The following is a 14,845-nucleotide window of genomic DNA, read 5'->3' on the forward strand; positions in this document are numbered from 1 at the left end:
AAGCACACAGGTCAGTGGCCGGCCGCGGTGAGCAGGCGCTGCAGGCGCGGGCCGAACTGGACCTCATGATCCAGAGCCATCAGCTCGTCGATCGACGCGTGCAGCTGTTGCGCAGCGAGAATCGACTGGATGTACTCCCAATAAGCATGCAGCTCCTCGGCCCGTGTCCACCCCGGTGCCGGTTCATCCGGGCCCACCACAACCAACGCGGTTTCGCGGATTCCGGCCGGCGTCACCTGCGCCCATTCTTCGCTGCTGGACCATCCGCGGTCGTCGAGCACCACGATGAATAGCCAGTCGTCCAGTTGGGCCTGGAGGAGCACACGGACCCTTGCCTGCTTGCTGCCTGGCTCGGCTTCCGCCCAGCTGGCGAGCTTTTCAATGGTGCGCATCGCGCCCTTCCCGTAAATGCCAGATTGCGTTCAGCTCGCATACAACATTAGAGCTAAGGTTCAAGGTAAAGGCTCGCCGTGGAAGAACCCAAAAAACCAAGATCTTTTGCTTCGACCGATAACCTTGAAAAGAGCTTACAGCTCGAAGAATCAGGTTTATCGAACGGGAAGTGTGGTTTACCCATCGTGAGCGAGGAACAGGGAAACAAGCACCGCGGAGCGGGGATGCTCAAGGAGCCTCGCCCAGTGGGTCCTACTGGCAAGCCATTGACAGATTTCCCCGTGCCAGCACCGTTGCCATCGCACGGCCCGGCACGCGTGATCGCCATGGTGAACCAGAAGGGCGGCGTTGGCAAGACCACCTCCACCATCAATCTCGCCGCCGCGCTCGCCGAGTACGGCCGCAAGGTGCTGCTGGTGGACTTCGACCCGCAGGGCGCGCTGTCTGCCGGCTTCGGAACCAACCCGCATGAAATGGACATCACCGTCTACAACGTGCTGATGGACCGCAAGGTGAAGATCACCGACGCCATCGTGAAGACCGACGTCGAGAACATCGATCTGCTGCCAGCCAACATCGATTTGTCCGCAGCCGAGGTGCAGCTGGTCAACGAGGTCGCCCGCGAGCAGGTGCTGGAACGTGCGCTGCGCAATGTCATCGACGACTACGATGTGGTGCTCATCGACTGCCAGCCATCGCTGGGCCTGCTGACCATCAACGCGCTCACCGCCGCCCATGGCGTGATCATCCCGCTGACCGCAGAGTTCTTTGCGCTGCGTGCGGTGGCATTGCTGATGGAAACCATCGACAAGGTCAAGGACCGGCTGAACCAGGTGCTGGAGTTGGACGGCGTGGTGGCCACCATGTACGACGCCCGCACCCTGCACAGCCGCGAGGTCATCACCCGGCTGGATGAGGCCTTCGGCGACAAGCTCTTCGAGACCGTCATCAAGCGCACCATCAAGTTCGCCGACGCGAACGTGGCCGCCGAACCGATTACTTCCTACGCCGCCAACCACCCGGGCGCTGAGGCCTACCGCAACCTCGCCCGCGAACTGATTTGGCGTGGTGGTGCCCCGTAATGAGCGCCACGCTCAGCGAAGAAGCCGCCACCGATTCCACCACGCCAGCAGGAGCTGAGCAGGAATCGGCTGGCGGTTTTCGCCTTGCCCTGCAGAATTTCAACGGGCCCTTCGATGTGCTGCTGCACCTGATTACCAAACGCGAGCTGGATATTACCGAGGTCGCGTTGGCAGAGGTCACCGACGAATTCATCGCCTACCTGCGCGAGCTGCAAGCCACCAGTGCCGCCGAGGGGAGCGACGGGATGAAGGTGCTCGATGAAACCACCGAATTCCTCGTGGTCGCCTCCACGCTGCTGGATTTGAAGGCGGCCCGCTTGCTGCCGCGCGGCGAAATGGCCGATGAGGAGGACTTCGAGCTGCTCGAAGCCCGCGACCTGCTTTTCGCGCGGCTGCTGCAGTACAAGGCCTTCAAGCAGGCCGCCGAGTTCTTGGGCGAACGCTACGGAATCGAGGGAGCGCGCCATCCCCGCGAAGTCTCGCTGGAACCGCAGTTCGCTGCCCTGCTGCCGGAACTGGTGTTCAGCATCGGGCCCGACGCCTTGGCCGCGATGGCGGCCAAGGCGCTGGCGCCGAAGCCGGAACCGGAAACAGAGGTCGGCATCGGGCACCTGCACGGGGCGAACGTCACCATTGCCGAGGAAGCCGATGCGATCACCGCCCTGCTCGAAGCCCGCGGCACGCTGGCATTCACCGAGCTGGTGGCAGACGCGGATGCGCAGCTGGTGGTGGTCGTGCGTTTTCTGGCATTGTTGGAGATGTTCAGGCAGAAAGCCATTAGCTTTGCGCAGGAAGATCCGCTCGGCCCGCTGCTGATCTCGCTGGTCCAGGAGTCCAGTTTCGATGCGCAGGCCGTGCAAGACGACTACGAGGGGAGTGGTGGTGAGGTGGATCATGAGTGAGATTGCACCCATTGACCAGCTGCCAGGAGGCCTGGAATCGGGCCTTGAAGCGGTGCTGATGGTCGCCGATATCCCCGTATCTTCGGCGCGTTTGGCCGAAATCTTCGAAGTCCCCACCGCCAGGGTTGCCGCCGCTTTGGAGACCCTTGCTACCGAGTATGATAGTAAGGATCGCCCGCGCGGATTTGAACTGCGTCGCGTCGCCTCCGGGTGGCGCTTCTATTCGCGGGCCGATTACGCCGATTTCGTCTCCAGTTATGTGCTCGACGGGCAGACAGCACGCCTGTCACAGGCCGCCCTAGAAACCCTGGCTGTCATCGCTTACCGACAGCCGGTCTCGCGTGGACGTATTTCGGCGATTCGAGGTGTCAACGTCGATTCAGTGGTGCGCACGCTGCTCACCCGCGGATTGATCACGGAGTATCCGGAAGTTGGGGATGGCGGAGCGACGCTGTACCAAACCACCGAATACTTCCTGGAACGACTGGGACTGGGCTCGCTTGATGAGTTGCCTGCGCTGTCCCCGTATCTTCCCGGGGTGGCCGACCTCGAATCGCTCGATTCGGCAACCTACGACGACTAGGTAGCTGCCAGCCGGCAGCTACAACGGACCAACCACGCGTGAAGCCCCAAGACTGGCGGGCTCGCGCAGCGAACACGTAACAGCAAGGGACACAGGCAAGCATGAGCAGGGGACCATCCTCAGGCCGCAACGATCGCGGCAACAATTCAAACTTCGGCGGCAAGCCAGCAGGCGGCCGCGGCACTACCGGCGGCAAGGCCTACGGCAAGCCAGGCGGTGCAGGCCGCACCGGTGGCAAGTCCTTCGGCGAGAAGCCATTCGGCGAGAAGCCGTATGGCAAGTCCGCCTCGGGCAAGCCAGGGGAAAAGTCGAATTCGGCCAAGCGCAACACCGCAGCACCGCGCAAGAACTCCGAGCGTGCTTTCGGCAAGGAACGCTTCGGCAACTCCGTGCCGACCAACTATGCGCGCCCGACCCAGCGCGCCCGCGCCCAGGCTCGTGCCGAAAGCCAGGCAGCTCGCGAGATCAACGGCGAGCAGCAGGACGGCATCCGCCTGCAGAAGGCCATGGCCAACGCCGGGGTGGCCTCGCGCCGCGTCTGCGAGGAGATGATCCTCGAAGGCCGCGTCGAGGTCAACGGCAACCTGGTCGTCGAGCTGGGTTCGCGCGTGGATCCAGCCAAGGACCGCATCCACGTCGATGGCATGCGCATCCAGATGAACCAGGCAAACCGCTACTTCGTCTTCAACAAGCCGAAGCACGTGATGTGCACCATGGATGACCCGGAGGGCCGCCGCACCATCGCCGACTACTTCAAGAACGAGCACCACTCGCTGCGCTTGTTCCACGTTGGCCGACTGGACTACAAGACCGAAGGCGTCTTGATCCTGACCAACGACGGCGAGCTGGCCAACCGCCTGCAGCACCCGAAGTACGAAGTCCCCAAGACCTACCTGGTGCAGATCCCCGGCCCGCTGCCGCGTGCGGTAAGCAACCAGCTGCGCGAGGGAATCAAGCTCGAAGATGGCTGGATCAAGGTCGATGACCTGAAGATCATCGCCACCACCCCGAAGCACGTGATGGTCGAGGTGACCCTGCACTCGGGCCGCAACCGCATCGTGCGCCGCATGTTCGACGCCGTAGGCCACCCGGTCCAGCGCCTGGTGCGCGTTGCCGTGGGTCCGGTGCTGCTGGGCGACCAGAAGCAGGGCACCATCCGCTCCCTGGGCAACCAGGAAGTCGGGCACCTCATGGCCATGGTGGGGATGTAGCCCATGGCGTCTTCTCACCTTGCAGGCCCGGTGCTGGTCATCGGCACCGGCTTGCTGGGCACCTCGGTGGGATTGGGCCTGCGCGCCAAGGGCGTGCACGTCTACCTGTCGGATATTTCGCCGACCGCTGCCGGAGTAGCCCAGGACATTGGCGCCGGGGTGCTGCTGGAGCACCAGCAGATCGCCCCGGAACTGGTCGTGATCGGTGCTCCACCGGATGTCACCTCCGCCCTGGTGGGCGACGCGCTGCTGGCCTATCCGAACGCGGCCGTGGTGGACATCGCCAGTGTCAAGGGCTCGATCCTGGCCGGCGTGCTGGCGGACGAGCGGCTGGGCGAGGCCGAGACTTCCCGCTATGTGGGGACGCACCCGATGGCGGGCCGGGAGAAGTCCGGACCGGCCGCGGCCCGTGGCGAATTGTTCACCTCCATGCCGTGGGTCATCTGCGCCCATGAAGGCGCGCAGGCTTCGCGGGTCAAAGCCGCCGAATCCCTGGCCATCGACCTGGGTGCGACCATGTACCGGATGAGCGTGGCCGAGCACGATGAGTCCGTCGCGCTGATCAGCCACTTCCCGCAAGCGGCCAGCTCGATGATCGCCTCGCGCCTGCTGAACGCCGAAAGCCACCAGCTGGCCTTGGCGGGCAACGGGCTGCGCGACACCACGCGCATCGCGGCCAGCGACGAGAAGCTCTGGATCCAGATCTTCTCGCACAATGCCGCCGCACTGGTGCCGATCCTGACCGGGATGAAGGAAGATCTGGACCGGCTGATCAGCACGCTGCAGAACCCGCAGGGCCCCGGCGCGCTGCTGGACCTCTCGCAGCTGATGACCGAAGGCAACGCCGGCAAGGCCCGGATTCCGGGCAAGCACGGCGCACCGCCGCAGGCGTTCGCGTTGGTCACCGTCGTGATCGATGACCGGCCGGGGCAGATCGCCCAGTTGCTGACCGAAATCGGCGACGCGCAGATCAACATCGAGGATTTGCGCATGGAGCACTCCGCGGGCCATCAGGTCGGCATGGTGGATGTTTCGGTCGTGCCCGGCCGGCGCGATGAATTGATAGATGTATTGACCAAGAACGGATGGAAGGTAGCCCAGTGAGCACCTTGAACAACGACAAGCTGGTTATTGCCATCGACGGCCCTAGCGGCTCCGGCAAGTCCTCGGTCTCCAAGGCCGTCGCCCGCAAGCTGGGCGCAGCCTACCTGGACACCGGCGCCATGTACCGTGCGATCACCTACTCGGTGCTCGCCGATGGCACCGATCTGTCCAACGCCGAGGCCATTGCCCAGGCCGTGCGCGATGCCAAGCTGTCCATCTCGGTCGATCCTGATGCTGAACTGGTTGAAATCGGCGGTGTAGACGTGACCGCGGCAATCCGCGAACCACGCATCTCCGAGCAGGTTTCCACCGTTGCCACCAATCTGGACGCGCGTGCCGAACTGGTCCGCCGCCAGCAGGAAATCATTGCGGCCAACACCCGCATCGTGGCCGAAGGCCGCGACATCACCACCGTGGTCGCCCCGGATGCCGATGCGCGCATCCTGCTGACCGCATCGGAAGAAGCCCGCCTGCGCCGCCGCGGCCTGCAGCTGGGCGGATCGCAGAACGAGTCGCAGCTGGCTACCCAGGTGCTGGCGCGCGATGCGAAGGACTCCACCGTGGTGAACTTCACCCAGGCTGCCGACGGAGTAATGACCGTAGACTCCTCGGACCTGGATTTCGAGCAGACCATCGACGCAGTGCTTGACGCAGTCGGCACTGCAACGAAAAACTAGCCTAAAGCTGGTGCCCATCCTCGGCGAGAGCCGATGAAGATTACGATCGCTGTGAAGGGAAAATCATGAGCGAGAACAACTCCACCCACGACGAGGAATACATCCCCGTTGGAGACGACGATATCGCCGAGCGCCTGGCCGAACTGAGCGAGGAAGAGGCCGCGGTTCGCGCCCAGGCCCTGCTCAGCGGACTGGAAGACTACGAACTGGACGAAGAGGACTCCGCCCTGCTTGCAGGCCTGGATAGCTTCGATGACGACGATGAAGACGTTGTCATTCCGCCGGTCCTGGCTGTTATCGGACGACCTAACGTCGGCAAGTCCACCTTGGTCAACCGCATCCTGGGCCGCCGCGAAGCGGTAGTCGAGGATACCCCGGGCGTCACCCGCGACCGCGTGTCCTATTCCGCCGAGTGGGTGGGACGCCCATTTACCATCGTCGATACCGGTGGCTGGGAGCACGATGCCAAGGGCATCCACGCCTCGGTTGCCGACCAGGCCGAAATTGCCGCCGACGTCGCTGACGCCATCCTCTTCGTGGTCGACTCCCACGTGGGCGCGACCGCAACCGACGAGGCTGTGGTGAAGATGCTGCGCAAGAAGGGCAAGCCGGTCTTCCTAGTGGCCAACAAGGTCGACGACTTCAACCAGGAAGCCGAAGCCGCCGCGCTGTGGGGACTGGGATTCGGCCAGCCATGGCCAGTCTCGGCCCTGCACGGCCGCGGCACCGCCGACCTGCTGGACGCTGTCATGGAGAAAATGCCGGCCCATTCGGCTTTCGGCGGCATGATCCCATCGGGCGGTCCGCGCCGCATTGCGCTGATCGGCCGTCCGAATGTGGGCAAGTCCTCGCTGCTGAACAAGGTGGCCGGCTCCGAGCGCGTAGTTGTCGACGATCTGGCCGGCACCACCCGCGATCCCGTGGACGAACTTGTCGAGCTGGGCGGCGAAGTCTGGCGCTTCGTGGATACCGCCGGTATCCGCCGCCGCCAGCACATGGCCGTCGGCTCGGACTACTACGCGTCGTTGCGTACCCAGACGGCGCTGGAGAAGGCCGAAGTCGCCGTCATCCTGCTGGCTGCCAATGAAACCATCTCCGAGCAGGACGTGCGCATCATCCAGCTGGCCATCGAAGCCGGCCGCGCGATGGTCATCGTCTACAACAAGTGGGATGAGGTGGATGAGGATCGCCGCTACTACCTGGACCAGGAGATCGAGCGCGACCTTGCCCATATCGAGTGGGCACCGCGCGTGAATATCTCGGCGAAGACCGGCTGGCACAAGGACAAGCTCGTTCCCGCACTGAATACCGCGCTGGAATCCTGGGACAAGCGCATTCCAACGGGCAAGCTGAACGCCTTCCTGGGCGAACTTGTCGCAGCCCACCCGCACCCGGTGCGCGGCGGCAAGCAGCCACGCATCCTGTTCGGCACCCAAGCTTCGGCCCGTCCGCCGCGCTTCGTGCTGTTCACCACCGGCTTCCTGGATCCAGGCTACCGCCGCTTCATCACCCGGCGGCTGCGCGAAACCTTCGGTTTCGAAGGAAGCCCCATCGAGGTTTCGATGCGAATCCGCGAGCGCCGCGGACGCAATCGCTAAATTTCGAATTTAGCCCTTCACTTGGTGTAGGCTAATAAAGGAGCTTTTCGCAGACGGCACCCTTGGTTCTCACGACTTGGGGATAACGGCTGCGAGGGCATCGGGCTATGGCGCAGCTTGGTAGCGCGCCTCACTGGGGGTGAGGAGGTCGCAAGTTCAAATCTTGTTAGCCCGACGATCCAATCGGAAAACCCCGTCGAGAGTTTCTCTCGGCGGGGTTTTGCCGTGCCTCCCCAGAATTCCACACCCACGGCGAAGATCCGGAAGATGGTCCAATGCAACGCAGATTCCAGCAGGTCGATGTCTTCGGCGCCACCCCGTACAAGGGCAACCCGCTAGGCGTGGTGCTCGACGGGCAGGGCCTGGATACCGAGTCGATGCAGGACTACTCGCTCTGGTCCAATCTCTCCGAGGTCACCTACGTACTGCCGGCCAGCGATGAGCGGGCCGACTACCGTTTCCGCATCTTTGCGCGCGAACGCGAATTCCCATTTGCCGGCCACCCTGCCTTGGGCACAGCGCGTGCCTGGCTGCAGGCCGGAGGAGTGCCGCAGGATCCGAAGCAGCTGGTCGTCGAGTGCGAAGCTGGTTTGGTACCGATCAGGATCGAAGGTGAAACGCTTTCCTTTGCTTCGCCGCCGGCTGTTCGAACCGGTGCAATTGCGCCGCACGAACTGACGGAAATGATCCAGATCCTGGGCATTGAGCCCGAGCAGATTGTGGATTCGCAGTGGACGGACAACGGGCCGGGGTGGGCCGCGGTGCTGCTGGAAAACTCGCAGCAGGTTTTGGACATCGCACCGCGGATCCCCAATAGGCCGGGACGCTGGAAAATCGGGGTCTTCGGCGCACTGCCGCAGTCGTCGGCACCGGAAAAATTCGAAGTCCGAGCTCTGGCCATCGAAAACGGGGGCTTGCGCGAGGATCCGGTCACCGGAAGCCTGAATGGAGCGGCCACGCAATGGCTGATGGCCACCGGGCACGCCACCGCGCCACTGGTCAACCGGCAGGGTGCGAAAGTCGGACGCGATGGGCATGTGCATCTGGACTTGGCCGACGGCCAGCTTTGGGTTGGCGGGGCCGCGAACGTCCTGATTGAGGGCATCATCGAGCTGTAGTGCGCAAAACCTTGCCTGTTGTGATGGCTTGGGCTTAGCCTTGAATGGTGGGAACGTTAATTCATGGAGTCCATTTCCTCTAGGCGGTAACCAGTGTCGAGCTTCGCTCCGCTGACGCCATATTCATTGCACCTTTGTGGTGCCCGCCAACCACCAGCACCGCACCGGCCCTGATTACTCGGCGAACCGGTGCTAGGCAGGAAACTCCCATGACCCAGTCCCAAAATATCCACCAGTCTTCCCAGCATGAGCGCGAAACCGAACCGGACTACGTATGCTCATTGCAAGGCATCGCAGTCAGTTTCGGCGAACGGGATGTGCTGACCGGCATCGACCTTGCAATTTCCGGTACCGACCGCATCGCAGTACTTGGCGATAACGGTTCGGGAAAATCCACGCTGATGCGCGTGATTGCAGGGAATCTCGAACCCGACCACGGGCAGCGGAAGATGAACGCGCCCGGTGCCGTTGCCTACGCTGCGCAGAACCCGAGCTTCGCTGCGAACATGAGCGTGCAACAGGTGATCGATTCCTATCATCGGCGCTTCCGTGAACTGGAAGGCTTGATGCGCGTCGTCTCGGCCAAGCTCGAAGATGCTCCAGAACCTGTCGCCGAACGTTTGATGAAGCAGCTGCAGCAGGTTACCGACCTGTATGAGGCGGCCGACGGCTATTCGCTGGCTCCGCGCCTGGATAGCGCCTTGGAGCAGCTGGGCCTAGGAGATCTGGATCGCCAGCGCCTTGTGTCCCAACTTTCCGGTGGGCAGCGATCCCGGCTGTCGCTGGCCTGTGTCCTGTGTTCGGGTGCGCAATTGCTCCTGCTCGATGAACCAACGAACGACCTGGACGAGGCGGCCATGAACTGGCTGGAGCGCACCCTGGATAAGCATCGCGGTGCGCTGGTGCTGATCAGCCATGACCGGATGTTCCTCAAGCGTTTTGCCCGATCCATCGTTGAGGTTGCCGACGGGTCGGTCGCGCATTACGGCAATGGCTATGACGGTTATCTGCATGCCAAGGAGCAGGAGCGCATCGCGATCCGCGTCGCCTACGAAAATTGGGTGCAGGAGCTTGAGCGTTCACAGAACTTGGTTGATAAGTATGCTTCACGCGTCAGCGCCATTCCGCGCAAGCAGGAGAAATCCAGTTTTGGACATGGAAATTTCCGGGCCCGCGATTCCAGCCATGGGTCGACCTCCAAGATCCGCCAGGCAAAATCCCGAATCGAAGACCTCGAAACCCACCGGGCACCCGAGCCGGCTGCTGAGCTGTCGTTCTTGATGCCCGGCAGCACCCAGGACCAGGCTGGTGGCGAAACCTTGCTGCAGGTGATGAACGCCTGGCGCGGCTCGGATCCGAAACTGTCCACGCCACGCTTCGACATCAAGCTCGGCGAGCGCTGGCTAGTCACCGGCCCCAATGGTGCTGGCAAATCCACATTGCTCAAAATGCTCGCCGGAGAACTGGAATGCGCCGAGGGGAAGATCGAGCGCGCTGCCAACTTGCACTGCGGTTGGCTCCGCCAGGAAGTCGGAATTTTTCCTGGCAGCACCCTGGTTGAAGCCTTCGCCGCGGCCACCGGCCAGTATGTCCAGGACGCCGGTGCGTCCCTGGCCCAGCTGGGCCTGTTTTCGCCGCAGGATTTCCTGCGGCACCCCATGGCGCTTTCGGTAGGCCAGCGCCGCCGCCTGGAACTGGCTATTGCGGTCAGCACCAAAGCGCAGATGCTGTTCCTGGACGAGCCGACGAACCATCTCTCACCGGCCTTGGTGGAGCAGCTGGAGTCAGCGCTGGCGGAATATCCGGGCGCCGTGGTCACGGTCAGCCACGACCGGCGCTGGCAGCAGAAAATGCGCGAGCATTCGGTGGTGCATCGGCTCGGGGTGGAAGCAGGACGCGTCGAGCTGATCAGGTAGCGCTGGAGTTCTGGCTTCTCAAGTTCAGTCCGCCATCAAACAGGTGCTGCGGGTCAGTTCTCTCGGACAGGGCACGCAGCCGGGTTCCGGTCTGCCCAGGCCAGGCGAGCTCGGCAGCCGAACGGCGAACGTCCGAAGAGTAGGCGCCGTACGCGCCGGTGCCCAGAACCTGCAGGGCAGCGAACGACTGGTCCTGCTCGGCGATGCCCAACGGGTGGATCCAGGTAGCTGCCAGCACTTCTTGATGCCGCGACCCCCAGGCGGTGGCGTGGGCCGGAACCCGGGCTACGGCACCGCCCAAGGCCCGCAATTCGCCGACCAGGCTGGCCCGATGGGCCAATGACTGCGCCATGGCATCGCCCAACTGCTCATCCGCCTGATCGACCAGGACATCACGCATTTTGATGCGCTGCTGACCGGCATGCGGCGAATTCGGGGCTGGCACGATCAGCGGATAAGGCACTAGCTCGGTGCGCGAATCGTGAAGTTGGGCCAGGCCCAGGGCCTCGCGCAAGACCGGTGCTGCCTGGTCCTGGCCATCATTCGCGAGGGAGCGGATCGGGAACCATCGGCGATCCTGCGATTTGCCGCGGATTGCGCTGCCACGGCCAGCATCATCCGCCCCTATCTGTCGGCCACCAAATGGAAGCCGTGGCTGGTCGGAGATATCTCGTCCTCGCGCGACTTGGAGATTGGCGGGAAGTTCAACGCGGTGCACGGAGCCTATGGGCGTTCGCAACTTAATGAAGAGCAGATGCTGGAGTATGCCGGACCCGAGTGGGAGCATCGGTAGCAGCTGGCATCAGTGATGGGCCCCGGCGCGAGGTTATTGCGCCGGGGCTTCTGCCCATCTGCGGCTTAGGGTGGCCGGCGCAGCGTGCGTGAACTTGTGCCTGAGCTCACAGATTGTATATGATTAGTGTGCGATAAAAGATCATGCAGTTCTAATATCGAACATCATATTTATTGACTGAGGTCATCACAGGGAATTGGGGGATGAAACGGTGCAGTTTCACCACAACGGATACATTTCAGCCGATCCACGGGTGCAGCCAGCGGCTGGCGTGGGCATAAACCGTCCCATGGAGATGCCCGATGTCATGGATGTGCTGATCGTCGGTGCCGGTCCCGCAGGCATCATCACCGCCGCCCAGCTTTCCCAGTTCCCTGATGTGCACACCCGCATCATCGACCGACGGCCCGGCCGCCTGGAAATCGGCCAGGCCGACGGGATCCAGTCACGCACGGTGGAGACGTTCCAGGCTTTCGGTTTTGCCGAGCGCATCACCGCCGAGGCCTACATCATCAAGGAAACCACCTTCTGGAACCCTGATCCGCAGAACCCGGATCAGATCATCCGCACCGACCGCACCGCCGATGATCCAACCGGCGTCAGCGAATTCCCGCACCTCGTGGTCAACCAGGCGCGCGTTATCGACTATTTCGCTGATTTCGCGGCGAACTCCCCAGCTCGCACCGTCCCGGACTACGGGTGGGACTTCAAGGAACTGGTCGTTGAAGACGGCGAAGAGTACCCGGTGAAGGTCACCCTGATCGGCTGCGGCGAGAGCAATGACGGCATTGAGCGTGTAGTGCGTGCCAAGTACGTGGTCGGTTCCGATGGGGCCAGAAGCAATGTCCGCCGCTCGATCGGCGCGAAGCTCTCCGGTGACAAGGCCAATCACGCTTGGGGCGTCATGGACACCCTGGGCCTGACCAACTTCCCGGATGTGCGCACCAAGTGCGCCATCCATTCCAAGGCTGGTTCGATCCTGCTGATTCCGCGCGAAGGCGGGCAGCTCTTCCGCCTCTACGTCGACCTGGGTGAAGTTCCGGAAGGGGATAACGGCAAGGTCCGCGAGACTCCGCTGGAAGAAATCATCGAGCGCGCCAAGGCGATTTTGAATCCCTATACCCTCGAGGTCAAGGACGTCGCGTGGCACAGCGTCTACGAAGTAGGCCACCGGCTGGCTGACCGCTTCGATGATGTGCCGGTTGAAGAGATCGGTACCCGTGAGCCGCGCGTGTTCATTACCGGCGACGCCTGCCACACCCACTCGGCCAAGGCCGGCCAAGGCATGAACGTCTCCATGCAGGACGGGTTCAACCTGGCCTGGAAGATCGGCTATGTGCTCTCGGGCCAAGCTCCGGAAAGCCTGCTGCGCACCTACTCGGACGAGCGCAAGGTGATCGCCAAGGACCTGATCGACTTCGACAAGAAGTGGTCCTCCATCATGGCTGCTACTGCGAAGGAGCTTGAAGGCCAAGAAGGCGTTGCCGAGTTCTATGTACGCACGGCCGAATTCCCTGCCGGCTTCATGACCGAGTACGCGGCATCTGCGCTGGTCGCCGGCAAGGAGCACCAGGAGCTGGCCGCCGGATTCCCCGTGGGCAAGCGCTTCCGCTCTTCGGAAGTCATGCGCTTGGCCGATGCCAACCCAACGCACCTGGGCCACCACCATCGTGCCGACGGCCGCTACCGCATCTACGTCTTTGCTGATCAGCAGCCGGTGGGAGAGTCCCAGAAAATTGCCGCCTTGTCGAGTTGGCTGCTGGAGAATGAGCGCTCGCCACTGGTTCGCTTCACGCCGAAGGGTGCCGACGCCGACGCGCTGTTCGATGTCAAGGTGGTCTACCAGCAGGACTACACCACGATGAACGTGAATGACGCGCCGAAGGTGTTCCGTCCGGACACCGGCGTGTTCGGCCTGATGGATTACGAGAAGGTCTACACCGCATTGGACGGCTCGGACATCTTCGAGGAGCGCCAGATCTCCCGCGATGGCGCGATCGTGATCGTCCGTCCGGATATGTATGTTGCCAGCATCCTGCCATTGGATGCGGCCAACGAGCTGGCCCGTTTCTTCGAGCCGATCCTGCTGGAGCAGAACTAGTAGCGCCCTCGCTCCACATATCACCGATGGCACCGCGAGTATCTCGCGGTGCCATCGGTTTCCCTGCGCAGGGCGTCGCGTGGAAGTGCGGAATATTTTTCGGCGCAACGTGGTTGAACCACCAAGGGACAGGACTTCGATGAAAGGTGCCACGGTGAGCCAGGAATTCAGCTTTGACCTTCAGCAGGTGGTCGATTCGGATATGGTGTGTGCCGACGGCGTGTGCTTCGTGCCGCCTACGGACCAGAGAGCTGATCGAGCAGATAGTCACGCAACACCACAGCATGATTAGCCTGCTCATTTTTTGCTCCGTAGACCAAAGTGACCACGGGATGCTGGTCCAGTACTTCCAGAAAGCCATCGACAGCGGGGTTCTGATCTAGCTCGGCGCGATAGTGCTGCGCAAATTCGCCAAAGCGGTCGGCATCGTGATCCCAGCCTTTGCGAAGCCCGGTGCTCGGTGCCAAGGCCTTGGCCCAGTGATCCAGCTGAAGGGCAGCCTTGCTCTTCCCGCGCGGCCAGAGCCTGTCAACCAGGATCCTGTAGCCGTCCTCGACGCTGGGCGCGGTATACGCGCGTTTGAGAAGTATCTTCGTCATGATTCACCTGAAAGTTCCTGAATTCTCATTGCATCGCCTCCATCTGTGGGAAAGGATCGAAGTGCAGGGGCTGCCAAGGCATCATCGTCTCTCTTGGCATCTTGCCACACTGGCAATCCCTTGCAGCGGAAAATATGTACTTTTCTGTTATCAGTTGGGCAGTGAGTAGGCTAATCTGTAAATAGTTTGGTATTACTGACTGTGCCAACACAGAACTCAAGGTCGTCACGCACGAACTGTTAACAGAATTTTCTGGAGGACCCCATAATGTCGGAACATCGGCCGGTTGACCCGCACAACGAGTCTGCCTCTGAGACGACCAATATCGCTCTTCCTGCGGTGCACAAGGGTGCTGAACCTTCGGTCATCTACACCCTGAGTGAGGATGAGAAAAACGCAGTTAACGCCCTGCCAGCTGGTTCTGCGCTGCTGATTGCCCATTCCGGACCAAACAAGGGCGCACGCTTCTTGCTGGACACCGACGAGAGCATCGCAGGCCGCCATCCAAACGCGGATATCTTCCTGGACGATGTGACCGTTTCGCGTCGGCATGCCAAGTTCTCCCGAACGGACGCGAGGTTCACGCTCAGCGACATCGGATCGCTGAATGGTACCTACATCAACGGCGACCGTATCGACGAGATCCCGTTGAGCACTGGTGTTCAGGTTCAGATCGGCAAATTCCGCCTGAATTTCTACCAAAGCGTTCCGAACCTTTAAACTAGTAGAGTTCGAGGTTTTGTCCGCCGGCGTCTGGCACGCCGACAT

Annotated in this window: 15 protein-coding genes and 1 tRNA gene; 13 read left to right on the forward strand and 3 right to left on the reverse strand. The window is 62.2% G+C overall.

All coding sequences use genetic code 11. The annotated features are described in order from the left end of the window. Positions 1 to 11: 11 nt before the first annotated feature. Positions 12 to 392: a hypothetical protein gene (locus tag M2368_RS15000; RefSeq protein WP_498724630.1), complete on the reverse strand. Its 381-nt coding sequence runs from the start codon at positions 390 to 392 to the stop codon at positions 12 to 14. A 186-nt stretch (positions 393 to 578) separates the two neighbouring features. Here M2368_RS15000 and M2368_RS15005 point away from each other — a divergent pair, with 186 nt between their 5' ends. From M2368_RS15005 to abc-f, 10 genes are all read left to right on the forward strand, one after another. After that, a complete protein-coding gene (locus M2368_RS15005) occupies positions 579 to 1,475 on the forward strand; it encodes a ParA family protein (protein WP_013348536.1) in 897 nt (298 codons plus the stop codon). Further along, positions 1,475 to 2,377 (forward strand): segregation and condensation protein A, encoded by a 903-nt coding sequence (locus M2368_RS15010; RefSeq protein ID WP_332498103.1) that lies wholly within the window; start codon positions 1,475 to 1,477, stop codon positions 2,375 to 2,377. Before M2368_RS15005 ends, M2368_RS15010 begins: the two co-directional genes overlap by 1 nt. Continuing rightward, positions 2,370 to 2,960, forward strand: a complete 591-nt coding sequence (scpB, locus tag M2368_RS15015; protein ID WP_105659047.1) for an SMC-Scp complex subunit ScpB — start codon at positions 2,370 to 2,372, stop codon at positions 2,958 to 2,960. Before M2368_RS15010 ends, scpB begins: the two co-directional genes overlap by 8 nt. A gap of 101 nt (positions 2,961 to 3,061) precedes the next feature. Continuing rightward, a complete protein-coding gene (locus tag M2368_RS15020) occupies positions 3,062 to 4,171 on the forward strand; it encodes a pseudouridine synthase (RefSeq protein WP_105659048.1) in 1,110 nt (369 codons plus the stop codon). 3 nt (positions 4,172 to 4,174) lie between these two features. Beyond that, on the forward strand, positions 4,175 to 5,275 hold the full coding sequence (locus M2368_RS15025; protein ID WP_133834497.1) for a prephenate dehydrogenase: 1,101 nt from the start codon (positions 4,175 to 4,177) through the stop codon (positions 5,273 to 5,275). Then, a complete protein-coding gene (gene cmk, locus M2368_RS15030) occupies positions 5,257 to 5,952 on the forward strand; it encodes a (d)CMP kinase (protein WP_105659050.1) in 696 nt (231 codons plus the stop codon). Before M2368_RS15025 ends, cmk begins: the two co-directional genes overlap by 19 nt. A gap of 65 nt (positions 5,953 to 6,017) precedes the next feature. Beyond that, positions 6,018 to 7,550 (forward strand): ribosome biogenesis GTPase Der, encoded by a 1,533-nt coding sequence (der, locus tag M2368_RS15035; RefSeq protein ID WP_105659051.1) that lies wholly within the window; start codon positions 6,018 to 6,020, stop codon positions 7,548 to 7,550. Between the two features lie 101 nt (positions 7,551 to 7,651). After that, a tRNA-Pro gene (locus tag M2368_RS15040) sits at positions 7,652 to 7,725 on the forward strand. A gap of 100 nt (positions 7,726 to 7,825) precedes the next feature. Next, positions 7,826 to 8,668, forward strand: coding sequence for a PhzF family phenazine biosynthesis protein (locus tag M2368_RS15045; protein WP_400343255.1), 843 nt, complete (start codon positions 7,826 to 7,828; stop codon positions 8,666 to 8,668). Positions 8,669 to 8,877: 209 nt separating this feature from the next. Then, the gene (abc-f, locus tag M2368_RS15050; protein WP_332487307.1) at positions 8,878 to 10,584 is read left to right on the forward strand and encodes a ribosomal protection-like ABC-F family protein; all 1,707 of its coding nucleotides are present in this window, start codon (positions 8,878 to 8,880) and stop codon (positions 10,582 to 10,584) included. Here abc-f and M2368_RS15055 read toward each other — a convergent pair. Further along, entirely contained in the window at positions 10,577 to 11,029 is a 453-nt protein-coding gene (locus tag M2368_RS15055) for a hypothetical protein (protein WP_332487305.1), read from the reverse strand. The two genes, abc-f and M2368_RS15055, sit on opposite strands and share 8 nt — an antisense overlap. Before the next feature lie 36 nt (positions 11,030 to 11,065). Here M2368_RS15055 and M2368_RS15060 point away from each other — a divergent pair, with 36 nt between their 5' ends. Further along, positions 11,066 to 11,377, forward strand: coding sequence for a hypothetical protein (locus M2368_RS15060; protein WP_332487303.1), 312 nt, complete (start codon positions 11,066 to 11,068; stop codon positions 11,375 to 11,377). 211 nt (positions 11,378 to 11,588) lie between these two features. Then, the gene (locus tag M2368_RS15065) at positions 11,589 to 13,478 is read left to right on the forward strand and encodes an FAD-binding monooxygenase (RefSeq protein ID WP_105662555.1); all 1,890 of its coding nucleotides are present in this window, start codon (positions 11,589 to 11,591) and stop codon (positions 13,476 to 13,478) included. Positions 13,479 to 13,714: 236 nt separating this feature from the next. Here M2368_RS15065 and M2368_RS15070 read toward each other — a convergent pair whose 3' ends face one another. After that, a complete protein-coding gene (locus M2368_RS15070) occupies positions 13,715 to 14,077 on the reverse strand; it encodes a DUF488 domain-containing protein (RefSeq protein WP_133834491.1) in 363 nt (120 codons plus the stop codon). 267 nt (positions 14,078 to 14,344) lie between these two features. On the opposite strand from M2368_RS15070, the gene M2368_RS15075 reads away from it, so the two are divergent. Continuing rightward, positions 14,345 to 14,797: an FHA domain-containing protein gene (locus tag M2368_RS15075; protein ID WP_105659058.1), complete on the forward strand. Its 453-nt coding sequence runs from the start codon at positions 14,345 to 14,347 to the stop codon at positions 14,795 to 14,797. Positions 14,798 to 14,845: the final 48 nt, after the last annotated feature.

Origin of the sequence: Arthrobacter sp. JUb119, from assembly GCF_024807995.1 — a bacterium.
Taxonomy (GTDB): domain Bacteria; phylum Actinomycetota; class Actinomycetes; order Actinomycetales; family Micrococcaceae; genus Glutamicibacter.